This is a genomic window from Modestobacter sp. VKM Ac-2978, assembly GCF_026968025.1.
Taxonomy (GTDB): domain Bacteria; phylum Actinomycetota; class Actinomycetes; order Mycobacteriales; family Geodermatophilaceae; genus Modestobacter.
Genome location: NZ_JAPVBP010000010.1, coordinates 232825 through 253009, shown reverse-complemented (window position 1 = coordinate 253009; position 20185 = coordinate 232825). Strand labels below are relative to the sequence as shown.

Genomic DNA, 20185 nt, shown 5'->3' with positions numbered 1-20185 from the left:
ACCGCGCGGATCAGCCCGAGGTTGCCCTCCTGGATCAGGTCCAGGAACGCCATCCCGCGGCCGGTGTAGCGCTTGGCGAGGGAGACCACCAGGCGGAGGTTGGCCTCCAGCAGGTGGTTCTTCGCGCGCTCACCGTCCCGGACGATCCAGTTGAGGTCCCGGCGCATCTGCGGGGAGAGCTTCTGGCCGTCCTCCTCGACCTGGCGGAGCCGCTCGGCGCCGTAGAGGCCGGCCTCGATCCGCTTGGCGAGGTCGACCTCCTCCTCGGCGGTGAGCAGGGCGACCTTGCCGATCTGCTTGAGGTAGGCGCGGACGGAGTCGGCCGACGCGGTGAGCTCGGCGTCCTTGCGGGCCTGCCGCAGCGCCTCGGACTCCTCCTCGTCGTCCCACTCGAAGTCGCCGCTGGTCTCGGCGTCCTTCTCCTCGGTCTCGGCGACGGCGACGCCGTCCTTGCCGGTCACGACGGTCTCGTCGAGCTTGAGGCCCTCGGCGCCGGCGTCGACCACGGCGACGGCCGACCCGTCGGAGGCGACGGCGGTCAGGACGGTGCCCTCGCCGGTGCCCGGCGAGGGGCTGATCGTCGGCTTGCGGGAGGCGGCCTTCTTCGCCGGGGCCCGCTTGGCCGGGGCCTTCTTGGCTGCCGCGGTCACCGGCGCGGTGGTCGACGACGCGGCGCGGGCACGAGCGGCGACCGTCCTGCTGCGACTCTGGCTGCTCACCGTGGTCGCGTCCGGTCCTGGCTGGTCGGCGGGCACTCGGGGTTCCTTCCCGTACAACTGCGGTGCGTTCCTGGAGGGCCGTGGTGGCCCGCGGGCAGCGGCCCGGACGATGCTCGGACGGTCACGGGGCCACCGACGGACCGGACGAGACACACGCCGTGCGGGGTTTCGACCGGGCTGGGAGTGGGGATGACCTACTGGCTGGGGGAGCTTCGCGGTGGGGCGTTCCCATTGTAACGACGGGCACGCGACGGTCCACTGGTTCTGTCCGCGCGCGGCTCGATGACCAGCACGGTCCCCGCCCCGGGCGGGCAGGGGACGGCCGACGTCAGACCGTCGTCACTGACCGATGTGCTGCTCGGCCGCGAGCGCCGCGCCGACGATCCCGGCGTCGTTGAGCAGCTCGGCGGCGACGACCCGGGTCCGGGTGGACAGCAGCGGCACCCACTTCTCCGCCTTCTTGCTCACCCCGCCGCCGACGATGATCAGGTCGGGCCAGAGGCTGGCCTCCAGTGTGTCGAGGTACCGGTCCACGCGCTTGGCCCACTGCGGGTAGCTGAGCCCCTCGCGCTCCCGGGCCGACGCCGACGCGCGCTTCTCGCCGTCCTGGCCGTCGACCTCGATGTGGCCGAACTCGGTGTTCGGCACCAGGGTGCCGTCGATGAACAGCGCGCTGCCGATGCCGGTGCCGAAGGTGAGCATCAGCACCAGACCGCGCTCACCCCGGCCGGCGCCGTAGGCCATCTCGGCGATGCCGGCGGCGTCGGCGTCGTTGAGCGTCTGGACGGTGCCGGGGATGACCGCCTCGAGTCCGGCGGCCATGTCGGTGCCGATCCAGCTCTTGTCCATGTTGGCGGCGGTGAAGGCCTCGCCGTGCTTCATCACCCCCGGATAGGTGACGCCGATGCGTCCCTCCCACCCGAACTGCCCGACGATGTCGGCCACGACGCCGTAGACCGGGTCGGGCAGGGCCGGCTGCGGGGTCGGGATGCGCACCCGTTCCCCGACCAGCTCGCCCCTGTCCAGGTCGACCACACAGCCCTTGATGCCGCTGCCACCGATGTCCACTCCGAAGCCCTGCACGGGAGGCAGGCTAGCGACCCGCGCCGCGGACGGCGCACAGGTCGGGCAGGATCGCTCTCCGTGATGACCTCCGGCACCCCCGTGCCCGACCTGTCCACCGAACTGCTGGAGCTGGCCCGGGCCACCGCCGAGGAGGCCGCGATCCTCGTCGGGGCGGGCCGCAGCAGCGCCGCGGAGCAGGTCGACACCAAGTCCAGCCCGGTCGACGTCGTGACCGCCGTCGACACCGCCAGCGAGGAGCTCATCGTGCGCCGGCTGCTCGAGGCCCGGCCGGACGACGGGGTGCTGGGGGAGGAGGGCGCGTCCCGTACGGGCACCAGCGGCGTCCGCTGGGTGGTCGACCCGATCGACGGCACCGTGAACTTCCTCTACGGCCTGCCCGCCTACGCCGTCTCCATCGCCGGCGAGGTGGATGGCCGCACCGAGGTCGGCGTGGTGCTCAACGTCGGCACCGGCGAGCTGTTCACCGCGATCCGCGGTCGGGGCGCGTGGCTCACCGCCCCGGGGGCGGCAGCGATGCAGCTGCACGGCAGCTCGCCGGCCTCGCTGGAGCAGACCCTGGTGGCGACCGGCTTCGGGTACCGGGTGGAGCAGCGCCGCGCCCAGGGCACGGTCGTCGCGCAGCTGCTCCCCGAGGTGCGGGACATCCGCCGCTGGGGGTGCGCCTCGCTGGACCTGTGCGCGGCAGCGGCAGGCCGGGTGGACGCCTACTACGAGCTGGACCTCAAGCCCTGGGACCACGCGGCCGGCGCGCTCATCGCCGCGGAGGCAGGGCTGGTCGTCACCGGGACGGGTGGCCGCCCCTTCGCCGAGCCGATGGCGGTCGCGGTGGCCGAGTCGGTCGCCGAGCCTCTGCTCGCGCTGCTGGACCGGCTGCACGCCGCCGGCTGACCGGGGACGCGCGGCGGGTCAGCAGTCCGCTTCGGCGCTCGCCGCCTCGAGCAGTGCGGCGGCGACCTCCTCCTCGCTGGCCAGGCCGGCGAAGTCCGGCCCGATCACGAAGTCGACGACGCCGGTGGAGCGGGTGTCGACGCGGTTGGTGGCGCCGGGCAGGTACAGCCGCAGGAAGTCGGCGGCCTCCCGTCCCGGGCCGGCGAACCGCAGCTCCCCGACCCCGGTCACGTCGGCGGTGCTGGGGTCGTTGGCGGTCTCGGTGACGACGAACCCGCGGCTCTCCAGGGTCGTGGTGACCTCACCGGCCAGTCCGGGGGTGTCCGTGGCGTTGTAGACCCTGAGCGACACCGTGGCCGGGTCCAGCTCGGTCGGCACGTTGCTGGCGCTGCTGCAGACGGCTTCCTCGGCCTGCTCCCGGGCCCGCTCGTCGCTGAGCACGTTCCACCACACGCCCATGGCGGCCAGGGCGAGCACCAGCAGGAACACCAGGGCGGGCACCGGCCGGCGGTTGCGGCGCGGGGCGTCGGTCCCGCGCTCGGCGGTGTCGTCGGCGAGCTCGGTCACTGGGTCCTCACGGCGGCCGGCACGTACACGCAGACGACCCTAGCGGCGTCCGGAGCGGCTACAGCGCACCGTCCTCGAGTGCGGCGCGTCCCAGCTCCACGCAGGGGTCGATCTTGTCGGCGTAGCCGGTGGTGTCCTTGCCGGCCATCGCGCCGGCCGCCGACCGGGCCACGATGCCGGCGACGATCGCGGCGAACTTGAAATAGGCGAAGCCCACGTACCAGTTCAGGTCCGACAGGTCGGCGCCGCTGCTGGCGGCGTACCGCTCGGCCAGCTCCAGCCGGGTCGGGAAGCCGGGCAGCGTGGTGACCTGCGAGACCGAGACGGCCCGCTCCTCGCCGGCCTGCGGCCAGTAGACGAAGAGCATCCCCAGGTCGGTGAGCGGGTCGCCCAGCGTGGACATCTCCCAGTCCAGGACGGCGCGCACCCGGCCGGGGGTCTGCGGGTCCAGCAGGCAGTTGTCCAGCCGGTAGTCGCCGTGCGTGATGCCCGTGCGCCGGGTGGCGGGCACCGTCTCGGCCAGCCGGGCGGCCAGTGCGTCCAGCGCCGGCCGGTCGGTGTCGCGGGTGGCGTCCCACTGCTTGGTCCAGCGGCGCACCTGTCGCTCCAGGAACCCCTCAGGGCGGCCGAAGTCGCTCAGCCCGACCGCGGTGGGGTCGACGGCGTGCAGGGCGGCGAGGGTGTCCATCAGGCCGTCGGCGACCGCTCCACGCTGGGCCGGCTCGTCGGCGTACCCGGGCGGCAGCTCGGTGACCACGTGCACGCCGACCACGCGTTCCATCACGTAGAACGGGGCGCCCAGCACGGAGGTGTCGGTGGCCAGGTGCAACGTGCGCGGCACCGGCACCGGGGTGCCGGCCAGCGCGGAGATCACCCGGTGCTCGCGGACCATGTCGTGGGCGGTGGCCAGCACCGCACCCGTCGGCGGCCGGCGCAGGATCACCGCGTCGTCCTCCGGGCCGCCCTCCGGCGTCACCACGTACGTGAGGTTCGACATGCCCGCGGCGATCAGCTCGACCCGGACCGATCGCCACTTCTCGTGCCCGAGAGCAGTCGCCAGGTAGGGGCCGACGACCCCCGGATCAGCACCCACTGGAGTCCCCACGGCGGCAGGGTAGCCTCTGGCGCTCCTCGGCTCGGCCGGCCTCCCGGAGGTCCCGATGTGTCGGTCTCCGACACGTGGGCACAAACCGGGGCCGGACGGCGTTGGGCGGCTGGCTGGGTGCAGGACGCCGGGACGACCAGGAGGCGTGCTCGCCCACCGGTCGACCCGGACCAGTCCGGTGCACCACCGAGCGACCCGGGACAGGGGCCATGTGGCCCCCGGACCGGCGCGACACCCCCGGCCGCTCCTGGCGGCCGGCACCACCGCCGTCGGCGCCCGCCGCAGACGGCAGACGAGCGGGCCGTGCGCCCGCGACGAAGAGAGAGTGAGGGCACACCATGGCCCAGGACTACGACGCCCCCCGGCGCAACGAGGCCGACGAGCTCGGCGAGGACTCCCTGGAGGAGCTGAAGGCCCGTCGGGCCGAGGCGCAGTCCTCCTCGGTGGACGTCGACGAGACCGACTTCAACGAGGCCCTCGAGCTCCCCGGAGCGGACCTGTCGAACGAGGAGCTCACCGTCCGCGTGCTGCCCAAGCAGGAGGACGAGTTCACCTGCTCGCGCTGCTTCCTGGTGCACCACCGCAGCCGGCTGGCAGCCACCCGCAACGGGCAGCCGGTCTGCCGGGACTGCGCCGCCTGAAGAAGGACCCCGCTGCCCCCCCACCTCGCAAGCTCGGCGCGGGACCCTGCAGCGGGGCCGTTCCAGCACGTCACCTGCTCGCGGCGGGGCCCTGCACGGGGGCCGGTCGAGTACGTCGCCCGGCTCGCGGTGGGACCCTGCGAGGTGGCCGTTCGAGCACGTCACTGTCGAGGGGGAACCGATGAGCCAGCAGCCGCGTGACGTCCCGCCGCCGCGCCCCGTGGGCGGGACGCCGGTGGAGGGCGAGATCGTCGGCGCCGACAGCGGCCTCGGCGCCGCTGCGCGGGCTCTCGCCGACGCCGTGGCCGGGTTGCTCGGCCGGGACGAACCCGGCGTGGGCACCCGCGGACGGGACGGCGGCGGACCGGGCCGGACGGCCGCGGGAGCACGGGCGGCGACCGGTGTGCTCGCCGACGTCGTCTCCGCGGTCACCGCCGCGGCCCGGGACGCGCGGGCCGGCTCCGGCCGCGAGAGCTCCGCGGGCACGGACGACCGCGGTGGGACGACCCGTGGGGGCTCGGCCCCCTCCGGTGTGCTGGGCGACCTCCTGGACGCGGCCGCCCCCCGGCTCCCGATCCGGGACGGGGCCCGGCTGCGACGGGCCCATCCCGGTGCCTCCGACGCGGAGATCGCCGACGCCCTCGTCGCCCGGGCGGCCCGGCTCACCGGTGGGGTCGGCGCCGCGACCGGCGGTCTGGCGGCGGCGCAGTGGTTCGCGCCACCGTCCCTGGTCGCCGTCCCGCTGGAGCTCGGTGCGCAGACCGTGCTGGTGGCCGCCGTCGAGGTGGTGCTGGTCGGGGAGCTGCACGAGCTGGCCGGCCGGCCGGCGCCGGGCGACGCCCGGGCCCGGGCCGGTGCCTACCTGGCCAGCTGGAGCACCCAGCGGGCCGTCGGGAGCACCTCCTCGGGCGGGCTGTTCGCCGCGTTGAGCACCGCCGGGACGGCTGCGCTGCGGCGACGGATCACCCGCCGCCTGGCCCGGAGCACGACGTCGGTGGCACCTCTGCTGGTCGGTGCGACCCTGGCCGCCCGCGGCAACCGCAAGGCGACGGGCGCGCTGGCCGACCGGCTGCGCGCCGACCTCGGGCTGCCGCCGTCCGCTCCCGGCGCCTGACCGCCGGGTCGGCCCGCACGGGCACCGGTCAGCGCGGCTAGCCTCGCCGCCGTGCCCGTTCCCCTGCCCGAGCAGCCCCCGGCCGGCGTGGCCGCCGCGGTCGACGTGCCCGTCGTCCTCGGCGCCGCCGCGGTCCTCCCGGCCTACGCCCTGCCCGGTGACGCCGGTGCCGACCTGTGCGTGGCCGAGGACGTCGTGCTCGCGCCGCACCAGCGCGCGCTGGTGGGCACGGGGGTCGCCGTCGCGATCCCCGAGGGGTTCGCCGGCTTCGTGCACCCCCGCTCGGGGCTGGCGCACCGGCTCGGGCTCAGCCTGGTCAACGCACCGGGCACGATCGACGCGGGCTACCGGGGCGAGATCAAGGTCAACCTGGTCAACCTCGACCCGACCACCACGCTGCGGCTCTCCCGCGGCGACCGGGTGGCCCAGCTGGTGGTGCAGCCGGTGGTGCGGGCCCGGTTCGTGCCGGTCCCTGAGCTGCCCGGCAGCGAGCGCGGCAGCGGCGGGCACGGCTCCACCGGCGGCGCAGCTGTGCTGGCCGCCGACCTGACCCCCTCATCTCTGGAAGGACGGGCCTGACGATGCCGTTCGGACGTCGACGCAACCGGATCGACCGCAGCCTGCGCGAGCGGGGCGTGCCCCCGGAACCCCAGGTGCGGGAGCGGGAGGAGACAGCGACCAACGGGCCGTGGGACGAGGCCGACGCCCCGGAGGACGGTCGGCCGCGCGTCGACCTCGGGGCCCTCCGGCTGCCGGCCCTCCCCGGCATGGAGCTGCGGGTGGACGTCAACGCCCAGCAGAAGGTGGTCGGGGCCAGCCTCCGGGCCGGCGACTCGCTGCTGCAGCTGTCGGTGTTCGCCGCCCCGCGTGCCGGCGGCCTCTGGGACGACGTGCGCGCCGAGCTCGCTCGCGGGGCGAGCGGGCAGGGCGGCCGGCTGACCGAGGTGGACGGGCCGTTCGGCCCTGAGCTGGTCGGGTCGATCCTGGTCGCGGCGCCACCGCAGGCGGGGGAGACCGGGGCACCGAAGCCGGTGCGCCGTGCCGCCCGCTTCCTGGGCGTCGACGGCCCCCGGTGGTTCCTCCGCGGGATGATCAGCGGCTCCGCGGCCGCCACGCCGGAGGCGGCTGCGCCGCTGGAGGCGGCGTTCCGGTCCGTCGTCGTCGTCCGCGGGCCGGAGCCGATGCCCGTGCGCGAACAGCTCCCCCTGACGCTGCCCCCGCAGGCAGCCCAGCAGGTCGCCCGCCGGCAGGCCGCGGGCCAGGCCGCGCGGCCGGTCGCCCGCCGGCCCGCCGCACCGGCCGCACCTCCGACGACGCCACCGGCCGCACCTCCGACGACGCCACCGGCGGCGTCCCCGGTCACGCCGCCCACCGAGCCGGGGACAGCCGGGTGACCGAGCCCGTCCGGCACGACTACGGCCCCGGGCCCGACCAGTTCGTGGAGGTGTCCCTGCCGGCCGGCGACGGCCCGGCGCCGGTCGTGGTGGTGGTGCACGGCGGCTTCTGGCGGGCCCGCTACGGCATCGAGCTGGCCCGTCCGCTGGCCGCCGACCTCGCCGCCCGCGGGTGGGCCGCGGTGGCCGTCGAGTACCGCCGGGTCGGTGCCGGTGGCGGCTGGCCCACCACGCTCCAGGACGTCGCCGCTGCGGTGGACGCCCTGCCCGACGTGCCGTCCGCGGCGCGCCTGGACCTCGGTGACGTCACCGTCCTGGGCCACTCCGCGGGCGGGCACCTCGCGGCGTGGACCGCGGGCCGCGGCCGGTTGCCCGCCGGGGCGCCGGGGGCCGACCCGCGGGTGCCGGTCAGCGCAGTCGTCGCCCAGGCCGGCGTGCTGGACCTGGGTGCGGCGGTCGCCGCCGACCTCGGGGACGGGGCCACGGTCGGCTTCCTCGGCGGCACGCCGGCGGAGCTGCCCGACCGGTACGCCGCGGCCGACCCGGTGCGGCTGCTGCCGACCGGGGTGCCGGTCCTGTGCGTGCACGGGGAGGAGGACACGTCCGTGCCGCTGGACCAGAGCCGGCGGTTCGCCGCCGCGGCGGCCGCGGTCGGGGACACCGTCGAGGTGGCGGTCGTCCCCGGTGACCACATGGCCGTGATCGACGTCTCCGGTGCGGCCTGGCGACGCACCGTCGACTGGCTGGCCGACCGTCGGACAGCGGCCGCCGGCCGCACTACCCTGGGATCGTGACCGAGACCAGGACCGGTGCCTCCACGGAGCCCGGCGCGCGGGGCTGGCTGTCCCGCAAGCTCCAGAAGCTCACCGCCGACGACCGGACCGTGGACGCCCAGGAGCTCCGCTCCGGGGTGGCGTCCGCCGGCTGCTCGGCGGTCAGCGCCTGCCGCAAGGGCGAGGTCGTGACGGTCACCGGCCGGCTGAAGTCGGTCGTCTACACCCCGCGCGAGACGGTGCCCACCCTGGAGGCCGAGCTCTTCGACGGTTCCGGGTCGGTCACGCTGGTCTGGCTGGGCCGCCGCCGGATCCCCGGCATCGAGCCCGGTCGCCGGCTCACCGCGCGCGGGCGCTTCGCGGCCTTCGAGGGCCGGCAGGTCATCTACAACCCCTGGTACGAGCTGAGCGCCGGGTGACCCGGTCGTCGGTGCGGGCATGACCGGACGGCCCGGCGGGACCCAGCGGTGAGCGAGCCCGATCGCGGGGGAGTGACCTTCGACCGGCACCTGGTGCTGGACCAGCTGGGTGGCTGGCGCGGCATGCTCGATGCCTCGCTGCCCACGATCGCGTTCATCGTGGCCAACTCCGTGGGCGGCCTGACCGTCGGCATCTGGGCAGCCCTGGTCGCCGCGGTGCTGGTCTTCCTGCTGCGGTTGGTCCGCCGGGAGGGCATCCAGCAGGCCGTCAGCGGGCTGTTCGCCGTCGCCGTCGCCGTGGCGATCACCGCGTACTCCGGGCAGGCCCGGGACTTCTTCGTGCTGGGCATCGTGCGCGGCGCCGCGATCGCCGTGATCCTGCTCGGCTCGATCCTCTTCCGCCGTCCCCTGGTGGGGGTGATCGCCGAGTTCCTGGCGCCCAGCCACCTGGGGGCGATGTCCGCCCACCGGCTGCCCACGCTGCGCGGTCGCGCGCGCCGGGACCCGGCCGCGACGCCCGTGCCGGTGGAGGGCGGCGCCACCGTGCCGGTGGCGCCCGGCCCGCGGGCTCCGGACCCCGAGCCGGAGCGGCACTGGCGCGAGGACCCGCGGATGCTGCGGGCCTACAGCTGGCTGACCGTGCTGTGGGCGGCGGTGTTCCTGCTGCGGGCCGCTGTGCAGGGCTTCTTCTACCTGCGCGACGAGGTCGAGCTGCTCGCGACGTCCTCGCTGGTGCTGGGCCTGCCGCTGACCGCCGCCCAGCTCGTGGTGACCCTGTGGGTGGTGGCCCGGCTGCACCGGCACCGCTCGGAGCCGCCGCTCGTCGAGGACCCCGCGGAGCCCGAGGACCGCCCCACCGCCTGACGGCCCCCGATGCGGGGTGGTGCGCTCAACAGCTCCCGTCGGGGCACATGATCGACTGCAGCTGCTCCTCGATGTCGCCGTGGGCGACGAACAGCAGTTCGTCCCCGGCCTCGAGCGGCTCGTCGGGATCGGGGGCGATGACCCGGTCGCCACGCAGGATGGTGGTGAGCACGGTCTCCCGGGGGAGTGGCACCTCGCGCACCGGCCGGCCCACCCACGGGGTGTCGTCGGCGAGGGTGATCTCGACCAGGTTCGCCGCGCCCTTGCGGAAGCTCATCAGCCGGACGACGTCGCCCACCGTGACCGCCTCCTCCACCAGGGCGGCGAGCACCCGGGGGGTCGACACGGCGACGTCCACGCCCCACGACTCGGTGTAGAGCCACTCGTTGCGGGGGTCCTTGACCCGGGCCACCACGCGGGCCACCGCGAACTCGGTCTTGGCCAGCAGCGAGACGACCAGGTTGGCCTTGTCGTCCCCGGTGGCGGCGATGACCACGTCGCAGGTGGCCAGCTGGGCCTCCTCCAGAGAGGAGACCTCACAGGCGTCGGCCTGGACCCACTCGGCGCCCGGCACCGACCGGGGCTTGACCCGGGAGCCGTTCTTCTCGATGAGCATCACGGCGTGGCCGTTGCCCAGCAGTTCGGTGGCGATGGACCGGCCGACCGCGCCGGCCCCGACGATGGCCACGCGCATCAGCGCTGCCCTCCGGTGTGACCCTGCTCGACGGCCTGGTGCACGCGCTCGGTGAGGTCGTCGGTGGCGGCGACGACGAGGTGGTCGCCGGTCTGCAGCACCGTGGTCGGGGTGATGAGCTGGGCCTCGCCGAAGCGCACCAACCAGGCCGCCCGGGAGCCGGAGGCGTTCTCCAGCTCGGCCAGCGGCCGGCCGACCCAGCCGTCGGTGACGGTGATCCGCATGAGCAGCACCTTGCCGGTGGGCTCCCGCCAGATCTCGGTCACCTTCACCGAGAGCAGCTCACGCATCAGCCGGCCGACCGTCCACGGCACGGTGGCGACGCTGGGGATGCCCATCCGCTCGTACACCTCGGCCCGCTTGGAGTCGTAGATCCGGGCGACGACGTGCTCGACGCCGAACGTCTCGCGGGCGACCCGGGCGCCGATGATGTTGGAGTTGTCCCCGCTGCTCACGGCGGCGAACGCGCCGGCGGAGTCGATGCCGGCGTCCAGCAGGGTCTGCCGGTCGAAGCCGAGCCCGGTCACCTGGCGGCCGCCGAACTCGGGACCGAGCCGGCGGAAGGCCTCGGGGTCCTGGTCGATCACCGCGACGCTGTGGCCGATCGCCTCGAGTCGCCGGGCGATCGCCGAGCCGACGCGGCCGCAGCCCATCACGACCACGTGCACCTGTGTCCCACCCCGTCCGCTGCATCCGTGCCGCCCCTGCGGACCGCCGGGGCGTACAGCGCGCGAACGTACACCCGAAGTGGGCCCGTCGCGGCACAGCAGGGGCCGGATCGCCGAGTCGGCAGCCCGTGTGAGTGAGGTCGCCCCGTCACGCCCCAACGGTGGGCTGCGCGTCCGTACCATCGCCGCCGTGCCAAGCCTGTCCGACCTCGGACAACTCCCGAAACGGCTCGTCCTCGGCCGGCCGGTCCGCAGCGACCGCGCCGGTGAGTCGTTGCTGCCCAAGCACCTCGCACTGCCGATCTTCGCCAGCGACCCGCTCTCCTCCGTCGCCTACGCGACGCAGGAGATCCTCATCTTCCTGACGCTGGCCGGGACGACGTTCCTGTTCCTCACCCCGTGGCTGGCCGCGCTCGTGGTCGTGCTGCTGACCGTCGTCGTCCTCTCCTACCGCCAGGTGGTGCACGCCTACCCCTCGGGCGGCGGCGACTACGAGGTGGCGATGAAGAACCACGGCCAGTTCGCCGGCCTGGTCGTCGCCAGCGCGCTGCTCGTCGACTACGTGCTCACCGTCGCGGTGTCGGTCAGCTCCGGCACGGACAACATCATCTCTGCGTTCCCGGAGCTCGCCGAGCACCGCGTCCTCATCTCCGTCGTCCTGGTGGCCCTGCTCGTGGCGGTGAACCTGCGCGGGGTGCGGGAGTCGGGGAAGACCTTCGCCTTCCCGACGTACGCGTTCATCGCCTGCATCCTGGTGATGATCGGCACGGGGTTGATCCGGGAGCTCGTCACCGGCGGCGACGTGGTGGCCGAGAGCGCGGGCTACGCGATCCAGCCCGAACCGGGCTACGAGCAGGTGACCGGCCTGGCGCTGATCTTCTTCGTGCTGCGGGCCTTCGCCTCCGGGTGCACGGCGCTCACCGGGGTGGAGGCGATCGCCAACGGCGTGCCGGCGTTCCGCCCACCGAAGAGCCGGAACGCGGCGACCACGCTGGCGCTGATGGGCGGCATCGCGGCCACGATGTTCGCCGGCGTCACGGCGATGGCCCTGCTGGCGGACGTGAAGTACGTGGAGAACGCCTGCGACCTGGTGGGCTTCGACTGCGAGAACCAGCCGCAGCGGACCGTGATCGCGCAGGTGGCGGCGGCGACCTTCGGCGGCGCGGACTCCATCGGCTTCTACCTCGTCCAGGCGGCGACGGCGCTGGTGCTGGTCCTGGCGGCCAACACGGCGTTCAACGGCTTCCCGCTGCTGGGCTCGGTGCTCGCGCAGGACCGGTTCATGCCCCGCCAGTTGCACACCCGCGGCGACAAGCTGGTCTACAGCAACGGGATCCTGCTGCTCGCCGGCTTCGCGATCCTGCTGCTGATCGTCTTCGAGGCCGACTCCACCCAGCTGATCCAGATGTACATCGTGGGCGTGTTCACCAGCTTCTCGATCGGCCAGTGGGGCATGGTGCGGCACTGGAACCGCGAGCTGCGCAGCGAGACCGAGCCCGCCGCCCGCGGTCGCATGCAGCGCTCCCGGCTGATCAACGCCATCGGCGGCACGCTGACCAGCGTCGTCCTCTTCATCGTCGTGGTGACCAAGTTCGTCGGTGGGGCCTGGATCGTGCTCGCGGCGATGCCGGTGATCTTCCTGCTGATGCGGGCGATCAACCGGCACTACTCGCAGGTGGCCGCGCAGCTGGTGCCCGACAGCGACGCGCGGACCAAGCCCAGCAGGGTGCACGCCGTCGTCCTGGTCTCCAAGGTCCACAAGCCGACGCTGCGGGCGCTGGCCTTCGCCCGAGCCACCCGGCCCGACGTGCTGACCGCCCTGACGGTCAACGTCGACGACGCTGACACCCGCGCGCTGCAACGGGACTGGGAGCGCTACGACATCCCGCTGCCGCTGACGGTGCTCGAGTCGCCGTACCGGGAGATCACCCGCCCCGTCCTGGACTTCGTCAAGGACATCCGGCGCACCGGCCCGAGGGACCTGGTCGTGGTCTTCGTGCCGCAGTACGTGCTGGGCCACTGGTGGGAGAACCTGCTGCACAACCAGAGCGCGCTGCGGCTGCGCACCCGGCTCCAGTTCCTGCCCGGGGTCATGATCACCAGCGTGCCGTGGCAGCTGGAGGGCTCCCAGGACCGGGAGGGCGGGAACGGCAGCGGTCCGGCCCCCGGCGACCTGCGGCGCGGCCTGACGTCCGAGACCGAGCAGACGCCGTATGGCTGACAAAGGACCCCGCTTCCCCCCACCACTCGCAGGCTCGCGGCGGGCCCCTGAAGCGGGGCCGAAGGGACTGGGCTGGGTGGGTCGTCGGTTCGAGGTGACCGTCGGCCCGGTGGCGCACGGCGGGCACTGTGTGGCCCGGCACGAGGGTCGCGTCGTCTTCGTCCGGCACACGCTGCCCGGCGAGCGGGTCGTCGTCGAGGTGACCGAGGACCGGCAGAAGGGCTTCTGCCGCGGCGACGCCGTCGAGGTGCTGGAGCCGGCGCCGGACCGGGTCGAGCGGCCCTGCCCGTACAGCGGCCCCGGGCGGTGCGGGGGCTGCGACTGGCAGCACGTCAGCCACGCCGGCCAGCTCGGGCTCAAGGCCGACGTCGTCCGTGAGCAGCTGTCCCGGCTCGCCGGGCTGGACGTCGACGTCACCGTCGAGGCGCTGCCGGGTGGGCCGCTGCGCTGGCGGTCCCGGGCCCGGTTCGCCGTCGACCGCACCGGCTCGCCCGGGTTGCGCCGGCACCGCTCGCACGACGTCGTCCCGCTCGACGACTGCCCGATCACCGCCGAGCCCGCCGCCCAGGCGGTGCTGGCCCGGCGCTGGCTGGACGCCGGTGCCGTGGACGTCGCCCTCGACTCGGCCGGTGTGGTGACGACGACGACGCTGGACCGCCGCGGCCGGCCGCTGGAGACCCAGGTGCTGCGGCCCGGCGCCGAGGTGCCCGAGGAGCCGGCCGGGCGGGCGCAGCGGACCGCCGGTGGCCGGGACTGGGAGGTCGAGGGCACCGGCTTCTGGCAGGTGCACCCGGCCGCCGCCGACGCGCTGGTGGGCGCCGTCCTCGGCTTCGCCGCGGTGCAGCCGGGGGAGACGGTGCTGGACCTCTACGCCGGTGCCGGCCTGTTCGGTGGGGCGCTGGCGCCCGGGGTGGGCGCCGCGGGCCGGGTGGTCTGCGTGGAGTCCGACGCCGCGGCCTGCGCCGCTGCCGACGCGAACCTCGCCGACCTGCCGCAGGCCGAGGTCTGGCAGGGCGACGTGGACGCTCCCGGGCTCACCGAGCTGCTCGGCGACCTCGGCCGGCCGGACGTCGTCGTGCTGGACCCGCCGCGGGCCGGTGCCGGGCAGGACGTCAGCCGGGTGCTCGCCGGTGCCGGTGCCCGCGCCGTGGTCTACGTGGCCTGCGACCCCGCGTCCCTGGCCCGCGACGTCGCCGCGTTCGCCGAGGCGGGCTACCGGCTGGCGGAGCTGCGGGCGTTCGACTGCTTCCCGATGACCGCCCACGTGGAGTGCGTCGCCCTGCTGGTCCCGGCCTGAGCCGGGACCAGCAGGTCAGAGGCTGCGCACCAGGCCGCCGTCGCAGCGCAGCGCCGTGCCGGTGACGTAGCTCGCGGCGTCGCTGCACAGGAACGCCGCGACCGCGCCGAACTCGGCGGGGCGGCCGTACCGCCCCGCCGGGATCGTGCCCCGCGACGCGGCCCGCACCTCCTCCAGCGACTGCCCGGTGCGGCCGGCCGCTGCCTGGTCCAGCTCGGCCACCCGGTCGGTGGCGATCCGCCCGGGCAGCAGCAGGTTCACCGTCACCCCCTCGGCGGCGACCTCGGCGGCCAGTGTCTTGAGCCAGGCGGCGAGCGCCGCCCGGCCGAGGTTGGACGCCGCCAGGTTGGGCAGCGGCGCGGCGACCCCGCTGGAGCCGACGGCCAGCACCCGGCCCCAGCCGCGTTCCCGCATGCCGGGCAGCACCGCGGCGACCAGCCGGCGGTGCGGGGCCACCAGTGCGTCGACCGCCGCCGTGACGTCGTCGTCGGTGAGGTCGGCCGCCCGACCGGGCCGGGGGCCGGGCCCGTTGAGCACCGCGACGTCCACCGGCCCGAAGGCCGACTCGGCGGCGGCCACCAGCCGGGCAGGCCCGTCGGCGGCGGTCAGGTCCACCTCGACGCCGACGGCGCGCGGGAGCTCGGCGGCGATCTGCTGCGCCCGGTCCCCGCGCCGGCCGGCGACCACGACCTGGGCGCCCTCCGCTGCCAGCGCCCGGGCCACCGCCTCGCCCAGCCCGCCGGTCGAGGCCGCCACCACCGCGGTGCGCCCGTCCAGTCCGAGGTCCATCAGCGCACCCCGGCCGGGACGGCGAGCGCGTCCACCTGGCGCACCAGCTGGTCGCGCAGCGCCGCGGGCATCGGTGGCGACGGTGGCCGCACCGCCGCCTCGGCGACCAGCCCACGACGCCGCAGGCACTCCTTGCGGATGGCCAGTCCGATGCCCGGCTGCTGCTCGAAGGCGATCAGCGGCAGGTGGGGCAGGAAGGCCTCGCGGGCGGCGGCGAACCCGTCGGTGGCGAACGCTCGGGTGCAGGCCACCAGGCCCTCCGGGAAGGAGAACCCGGTCATCGCCCCGGCCGCACCGACGGCGAGCTCGTCGAGCAGCCCGAGCCCGCCCAGGCCGCCGAACACCGGGACGTCCAGCCGCGCGGTGAGGCCGGCGACGGCGGCCGCGGTGGGCGGGGACTCCGCCTTGACCGCGGCGACGAACGACAGGCCGGTGAGCGCCCGCACCAGGTCGTCCCCGCCGATCCGCACGCCGCTGGCCACCGGGTAGTCCTGCACCACCACGGCCGCCCCGGTCGCGTCGTGCACCGCCTGCAGGTGCGCCCGCAGCACGTCGGCGCTGGGGGAGTGCACCTGCACCATGACCGCCGCCAGCCGGTCGCCGGCGACCTCCTGGGCCATCCGGACCTCGTCCAGCAGCGGTGCGGTGGCCAGCGACGTCGCACCGACCACGAGCGGCAGCGAGACGGCGTCGACCACCGCGCCGAGCACCGCCCGACGCTCGGCGACCGACAGCCGGGCCGCCTCCCCGAACACCCCCAGCACGGTCAGCCCGGTGGCGCCGGCGCTCTCCAGGTGCCCGGCGAGCCGGGTCAGGCTGTCCCGGTCGACCTCCAGGGCCGGCCCGCGGAACGGGGTGGCCAGCACCCCCCACACGCCCGGTGCCAGTGCGACGTCGCCCACGCCTCAGCCCTGCTCTTCGAAGTAGGCCTCGGCGCCCGGGTGCAGCGGCACGTCGCCGGTGTCGGTGGCGGTCTCCGCGGAGATGTTCTCCGCCTCCGGGTGCACCGCGGCCAGGTCGTCGAGGTTCTCGAAGATCGCCCGGGTCACGTCCTGGGCGACGTCCTCCGGCATGGCGTCGCTGACCACCAGCAGGTTCGGGACGGCGATCGTGGCGACGTCCTCGGGCAGGCCGTAGGTGTCGGCCGGGATGCTGCCCTCGGTGTAGGCCTCGCCGTAGGCCTCCTGCATCTTGGGCAGTTCCTCGTCCAGCGGGAGCGCCACCACGTCCTCGCCCATCGAGGTGACCAGGTCGGTGATGCCGCCGGTGGGCAGGCCGCCGGACCAGACGAGCGCGTCGATCGAGCCGTCCTTCATGCCCTGCACGCTCTCCGGCAGGCCCAGCCGCTGCTGGTCGACGTCGCCGGTGCCCAGGTCGTTGACCTCCAGCAGCCGGGTGGCGATCACCTCGGTGCCGGAGTTCGGCGACCCGGTGGAGACCGTCTTGCCGGCCATGTCCGCGATGGACTCGATGCCGGCGTCGGCGCGGACGAAGACCTGGGTGTAGTTGCTGTAGATCCGGGCCAGCGCCTGCACCGACTGCGGCTCGCCGGCGAACCCGGCCTCGCCGTTGACCGCGTCGGCGGCGGTGTCGGCCAGCGAGAAGCCGATGTCGCTGTCACCGGCGCAGACCAGCCGGATGTTCTCCGCCGAGGCGTTGGTGGCCTCCGCCGTCGCCTCGGTGCCCTCGACCTGGTCGGTGAGCACGGCGGCGATGCCGCCGCCGAGGATGTAGTAGACGCCGGTGGTGTTGCCGGTGGCGATGGAGAGCCGGCCACCGCCGGCCGGCTCGGCGCAGCCGGCGCTCTCGCCCTCGGCGGAGCTGCCACCGCCACCACCGGCCTCGCCGCAGCCGGCGAGGGCGAGTGCGGTGGCTGATGCGACGGCGAGCAGGACGGGGGTGCGGGGCCTTCTCACGAGGTGACCTCCTGGGTCGGGATGGGCGGTGCGTTCCGGGTGGCGGACGGCGGGGCCGTCTCCGGCCCGTCGTCGGGGGGCGGCTGGGGGGTCGGGGGAGCGGGGTGCCTGCGGAGGCCGACGAGGTGCACCAGCACGGCGAGCACGAGCGCGGCCAGGCCGATCAGCACCGTGGTCGTCTCCAGGTACAGCAGCAGGAGCGCGGCGGCGAGGGCGAGCACCCGCTCCGGCGCCCGGGCCGGGCCGATCAGCCACTTGCCGGTGACGACGGCGAGGGCGGCGACGGCGAGTGCGGACACGGCGGTCGCGAACACCACGGTGCCCAGCCCGCCCTCGCCGACCAGGCCCTGGCCGTTGCTGGTCAGCACGAAGGCCAGCGGCACGAGGAAGGCGGGCAGCGTGTACTTGCCCGTCATGATCATCGTCTTGTAGGCGTTGCCGCCGGTGATCGCGGCGGCGGCGACGGCGGCCAGCGCCGTCGGCGGGCTCACCTCGGAGAGCACCGCGTAGTAGAAGATGAACATGTAGGCCTCGGGGGTGGCCACGCCCAGCGAGGTCAGCGCCGGGGCGATGACCACCGCGGCGATGATGAACGAGGCCGTCACCGGCACCGCCAGCCCGAGCACGAGCACCGCGAGAGCGGCCAGCACGCAGGTGACCATGAGCTGGGCGGTCGCGTTGCTGGAGACCAGCCCGGCCAGGTCGACGATGATCGAGGACAGGTCGAGGCCGAGCCCGGTGAGCGTCAGCACCGCCACGATCAGCCCCGCGGCAGCCGTGGTGGCCGCGACCGGCAGGACGCCGGCGGCCCCCTTGGCCAGCGCGTCGAACACCCGGGGCGGGGTCATCCGCCGGCTGCGGTCCAGGAACGACAGCAGGAACGCCAGCGCCGTGGCGTAGACGACGGCCTTGAACGCGGACTGGTCCAGCGCCAGCAGCAGCACGATCACGAACAGCGAGCTGAAGTGGTAGCCGAACCGGCCGAGCAGCCGCCAGAAGCTCTGCCGCTGCAGCGGCACCTCGCGGACGCCGAACCGGCGGGCGTCGAACTCCACCGCCAGGAAGATGCCGAGGTAGTACAGCAGCGTCGGGATCAGCGCGTAGCCGAGCACCTGCAGGTAGGAGACCCGGAGCAGCTCGGCGATGATGAAGGCGGCCGCGCCCAGGGTCGGCGGGGAGAGGATCGCCCCGATCCCGGCGGCGGCCAGCACACCACCGGCGGACTCGCGCGGGTAGCCGGCCTTCTTGAGGATGGGCCAGGCGACGCTGCCCAGGCTGACCGCGGTCGCGGTCCCGGACCCCGAGACGGTGCCCAGCAGGAAGCCGGCCAGGGTGACCGTGCGGCCCGGCGCCGACCGCGACCGGCGGAAGGCCGCGAAGCTGATGTCGATGAAGAACTGGCCGGCGCCGGAGAACTCCAGCACCGCCCCGTAGATCGTGAACAGGATGATGTAGGTGGCCGCGACGTCCAGCGGCACGCCGTACAGGCCCTCGGTGCCCATCACGAACTGCGAGGTCAGCCGGGGGTAGTCGTAGCCGCGGTGGCCGATCAGCCAGCCGTTGGGGATCAGGTCGCCGAGGTAGGCGTAGCCGATGAACAGCAGGCAGATCACCGGCAGCACCGGGCCGACGGTCCGCCAGGTCGCCACCAGCACCAGCGCGCACAGCGCCAGTCCGCAGACCACGTCGATGACCAGCGGCCGGAAGCCGCGGGAGATGTAGGCGTCGAAGCCGGCGAGCAGCGGCCAGATCGCCACGAACAGCGACGCAGCCGCCAGGCCCCAGTCCAGCACGCTGGGCCGGTCGGGGCCCTCGCTCCTGCCGCGCAGCACCCGGACGGCGGGGCGGTAGAGCAGGAAGGTCAGCGGCAGGACGACGGCGAGGAAGATGATCCGGTACTGCAGTGCGGGCACCGGGAAGAAGACGTTCCACAGCGCGTAGACCGAGAGCAGCGCCGCTACCACGCTCACGGCGAGCCGGAGCGGCCCGGTGAGCACCCGGGCCGGCTTCTCCGCATCGGCCTCGGCGGGCACGTCGCCCAGCGCGCCGGGCCGGGCCGGCTCCTCGGTGGGCTCGCTGCCCGGGCGCGATGCTGTCGCCCCCGGGGATGGCGTGGCCACGGGCGATGGCGTGGCTGGAGGTGCCGGCGTCGAGCCGACGGCTCGCTCGCCGGGGCTCCCGGCGTCGGTTCCCTGCACGGACACGGTGTGGCCTCCCTCACGTTTCTCGGAGGGACCGTGACAGCATTCGACGTCGGAGCCCAGCGTCGGGCGAGGACTTGACGTCCTCCTAACGTCGCCGGGCCCCCGGGAGCGCGGAGGAGGGGATGTGCGGGTCCTGCTGGTCGAGGACGACGACCGCGTGGCGGCGGCGCTGGGCGACGTGCTGCGCCGGCACGGGGTGCTGGTGCAGCGGGTGTCCTCCGGGCAGGAGGCGCTGGTGCCTCGCGCGGTCGACCTCGTGCTGCTGGACCTGGGGTTGCCCGACATGGACGGGCTGGCGGTCTGCCGGGCGCTGCGCCGGGTCGTCGACGTGCCGATCATCGCGGTCACGGCGCGGGCAGAGGAGCGGGAGCGGATCGCCGGGTTGCGGGCCGGGGCCGACGACTACGTCGTCAAGCCCTACAGCAGTGCCGAGCTGCTGGCGCGGATGGAGGCCGTGCTGCGCCGCAGTCACCGCGCGGCCCCGTCCCCGCCGGTCGCGCTCGCCGAGCCGCCGGCGGCGCCGGTGCTGCGTCACGGTGCGCTCGAGGTCGACCCGGGCGCCCGGCGGGTCACCCTGGCCGGGGGCGAGCTGAAGCTGTCCCGCAAGGAGTTCGACCTGCTCGTCGTGCTGGCCGGCGCCCAGGGCACCGTCTGCTCCCGCGAGACGCTGCTGGACCGGGTCTGGGGCGCGACGCTGTTCGGCTCGACCCGCACCCTCGACGTGCACGTGGCCACGCTGCGCGCCAAGCTCGGCGACCCGGAGCTGATCGAGACCGTCCGCGGCGTCGGCTACCGGATGCGCGCCGCCGTCCCGCTGCCGTGAGCC

The 20185-nt window shown here is 74.8% G+C and carries 21 protein-coding genes; 11 read left to right on the top strand and 10 right to left on the bottom strand.

Annotated features, from left to right (window positions below):
* Together O2W53_RS22085 and ppgK are read right to left on the bottom strand one after the other, a co-directional pair.
* Positions 1 to 755: sigma-70 factor domain-containing protein (locus tag O2W53_RS22085; RefSeq protein WP_269165216.1), on the bottom strand; the 755-nt coding region annotated here is incomplete at its 3' end.
* Positions 756 to 1058: 303 nt separating this feature from the next.
* Complete coding sequence (gene ppgK, locus O2W53_RS22080) at positions 1059 to 1802, bottom strand: polyphosphate--glucose phosphotransferase (protein ID WP_269165215.1); 744 nt, start codon at positions 1800 to 1802, stop codon at positions 1059 to 1061.
* A gap of 63 nt (positions 1803 to 1865) precedes the next feature.
* Here ppgK and O2W53_RS22075 point away from each other — a divergent pair, with 63 nt between their 5' ends.
* Positions 1866 to 2693: an inositol monophosphatase family protein gene (locus O2W53_RS22075; RefSeq protein ID WP_269165214.1), complete on the top strand. Its 828-nt coding sequence runs from the start codon at positions 1866 to 1868 to the stop codon at positions 2691 to 2693.
* Between the two features lie 18 nt (positions 2694 to 2711).
* Here O2W53_RS22075 and O2W53_RS22070 read toward each other — a convergent pair whose 3' ends face one another.
* Both O2W53_RS22070 and O2W53_RS22065 read right to left on the bottom strand, forming a co-directional pair.
* Positions 2712 to 3260, bottom strand: a complete 549-nt coding sequence (locus tag O2W53_RS22070; RefSeq protein WP_269165213.1) for a LytR C-terminal domain-containing protein — start codon at positions 3258 to 3260, stop codon at positions 2712 to 2714.
* Between the two features lie 58 nt (positions 3261 to 3318).
* Positions 3319 to 4365, bottom strand: coding sequence for a phosphotransferase family protein (locus O2W53_RS22065; protein ID WP_269165212.1), 1047 nt, complete (start codon positions 4363 to 4365; stop codon positions 3319 to 3321).
* 338 nt (positions 4366 to 4703) lie between these two features.
* On the opposite strand from O2W53_RS22065, the gene O2W53_RS22060 reads away from it, so the two are divergent.
* The 7 genes from O2W53_RS22060 to O2W53_RS22030 all read left to right on the top strand — a co-directional run bounded on the left by O2W53_RS22060 (position 4704) and on the right by O2W53_RS22030 (position 9570).
* Positions 4704 to 5006 (top strand): DUF4193 domain-containing protein, encoded by a 303-nt coding sequence (locus O2W53_RS22060; RefSeq protein ID WP_036336978.1) that lies wholly within the window; start codon positions 4704 to 4706, stop codon positions 5004 to 5006.
* 181 nt (positions 5007 to 5187) lie between these two features.
* The gene (locus O2W53_RS22055) at positions 5188 to 6120 is read left to right on the top strand and encodes a hypothetical protein (RefSeq protein ID WP_269165211.1); all 933 of its coding nucleotides are present in this window, start codon (positions 5188 to 5190) and stop codon (positions 6118 to 6120) included.
* Positions 6121 to 6171: 51 nt separating this feature from the next.
* Entirely contained in the window at positions 6172 to 6699 is a 528-nt protein-coding gene (dut, locus tag O2W53_RS22050) for a dUTP diphosphatase (RefSeq protein WP_269165210.1), read from the top strand.
* A gap of 2 nt (positions 6700 to 6701) precedes the next feature.
* Positions 6702 to 7514: a DUF3710 domain-containing protein gene (locus O2W53_RS22045; RefSeq protein WP_269165209.1), complete on the top strand. Its 813-nt coding sequence runs from the start codon at positions 6702 to 6704 to the stop codon at positions 7512 to 7514.
* A complete protein-coding gene (locus tag O2W53_RS22040) occupies positions 7511 to 8308 on the top strand; it encodes an alpha/beta hydrolase family protein (RefSeq protein ID WP_269165208.1) in 798 nt (265 codons plus the stop codon). Before O2W53_RS22045 ends, O2W53_RS22040 begins: the two co-directional genes overlap by 4 nt.
* Positions 8305 to 8706, top strand: a complete 402-nt coding sequence (locus O2W53_RS22035; RefSeq protein ID WP_052091504.1) for an OB-fold nucleic acid binding domain-containing protein — start codon at positions 8305 to 8307, stop codon at positions 8704 to 8706. Before O2W53_RS22040 ends, O2W53_RS22035 begins: the two co-directional genes overlap by 4 nt.
* A gap of 48 nt (positions 8707 to 8754) precedes the next feature.
* Complete coding sequence (locus tag O2W53_RS22030) at positions 8755 to 9570, top strand: DUF3159 domain-containing protein (RefSeq protein WP_269165207.1); 816 nt, start codon at positions 8755 to 8757, stop codon at positions 9568 to 9570.
* Positions 9571 to 9595: 25 nt separating this feature from the next.
* Here O2W53_RS22030 and O2W53_RS22025 read toward each other — a convergent pair whose 3' ends face one another.
* Positions 9596 to 10264, bottom strand: coding sequence for a potassium channel family protein (locus O2W53_RS22025; RefSeq protein WP_269165206.1), 669 nt, complete (start codon positions 10262 to 10264; stop codon positions 9596 to 9598).
* Positions 10264 to 10932, bottom strand: a complete 669-nt coding sequence (locus O2W53_RS22020) for a potassium channel family protein (RefSeq protein ID WP_269165205.1) — start codon at positions 10930 to 10932, stop codon at positions 10264 to 10266. The genes O2W53_RS22025 and O2W53_RS22020 overlap by 1 nt, the downstream gene beginning before the upstream one ends.
* 190 nt (positions 10933 to 11122) lie before the next feature.
* Between O2W53_RS22020 and O2W53_RS22015 the strand changes: the two genes are divergently transcribed.
* The gene (locus tag O2W53_RS22015; RefSeq protein ID WP_269165204.1) at positions 11123 to 13153 is read left to right on the top strand and encodes an APC family permease; all 2031 of its coding nucleotides are present in this window, start codon (positions 11123 to 11125) and stop codon (positions 13151 to 13153) included.
* Positions 13154 to 13229: 76 nt separating this feature from the next.
* Positions 13230 to 14450, top strand: coding sequence for a class I SAM-dependent RNA methyltransferase (locus O2W53_RS22010; protein ID WP_269165203.1), 1221 nt, complete (start codon positions 13230 to 13232; stop codon positions 14448 to 14450).
* A gap of 15 nt (positions 14451 to 14465) precedes the next feature.
* Here the strand turns inward: O2W53_RS22010 and O2W53_RS22005 are convergent, their stop codons facing one another.
* From O2W53_RS22005 to O2W53_RS21990, 4 genes are read right to left on the bottom strand one after another with little or no spacing between them, the layout of a single operon-like run.
* Complete coding sequence (locus O2W53_RS22005; protein WP_269165202.1) at positions 14466 to 15239, bottom strand: SDR family oxidoreductase; 774 nt, start codon at positions 15237 to 15239, stop codon at positions 14466 to 14468.
* The gene (locus O2W53_RS22000) at positions 15239 to 16141 is read right to left on the bottom strand and encodes a dihydrodipicolinate synthase family protein (protein WP_269165201.1); all 903 of its coding nucleotides are present in this window, start codon (positions 16139 to 16141) and stop codon (positions 15239 to 15241) included. Before O2W53_RS22000 ends, O2W53_RS22005 begins: the two co-directional genes overlap by 1 nt.
* Positions 16142 to 16144: 3 nt before the next feature.
* Entirely contained in the window at positions 16145 to 17155 is a 1011-nt protein-coding gene (locus O2W53_RS21995) for a TAXI family TRAP transporter solute-binding subunit (protein WP_269165200.1), read from the bottom strand.
* Complete coding sequence (locus O2W53_RS21990) at positions 17152 to 19275, bottom strand: TRAP transporter permease (protein ID WP_269165199.1); 2124 nt, start codon at positions 19273 to 19275, stop codon at positions 17152 to 17154. Before O2W53_RS21990 ends, O2W53_RS21995 begins: the two co-directional genes overlap by 4 nt.
* A 208-nt stretch (positions 19276 to 19483) precedes the next feature.
* On the opposite strand from O2W53_RS21990, the gene O2W53_RS21985 reads away from it, so the two are divergent.
* The gene (locus O2W53_RS21985) at positions 19484 to 20182 is read left to right on the top strand and encodes a response regulator transcription factor (protein WP_269165198.1); all 699 of its coding nucleotides are present in this window, start codon (positions 19484 to 19486) and stop codon (positions 20180 to 20182) included.
* Positions 20183 to 20185 lie beyond the last annotated feature (3 nt).

Bases quoted from the DNA above. Each gene is read 5' to 3' on its own strand.
- O2W53_RS22075 (WP_269165214.1), top strand. From the start codon at position 1,866: ATGACCTCCGGCACCCCCGTGCCCGACCTGTCCACCGAACTGCTGGAG.
- O2W53_RS22060 (WP_036336978.1), top strand. From the start codon at position 4,704: ATGGCCCAGGACTACGACGCCCCCCGGCGCAACGAGGCCGACGAGCTC.
- O2W53_RS22055 (WP_269165211.1), top strand. From the start codon at position 5,188: ATGAGCCAGCAGCCGCGTGACGTCCCGCCGCCGCGCCCCGTGGGCGGG.
- O2W53_RS22045 (WP_269165209.1), top strand. From the start codon at position 6,702: ATGCCGTTCGGACGTCGACGCAACCGGATCGACCGCAGCCTGCGCGAG.
- O2W53_RS22025 (WP_269165206.1), bottom strand. From the start codon at position 10,264: ATGCGCGTGGCCATCGTCGGGGCCGGCGCGGTCGGCCGGTCCATCGCC.
- O2W53_RS22005 (WP_269165202.1), bottom strand. From the start codon at position 15,239: ATGGACCTCGGACTGGACGGGCGCACCGCGGTGGTGGCGGCCTCGACC.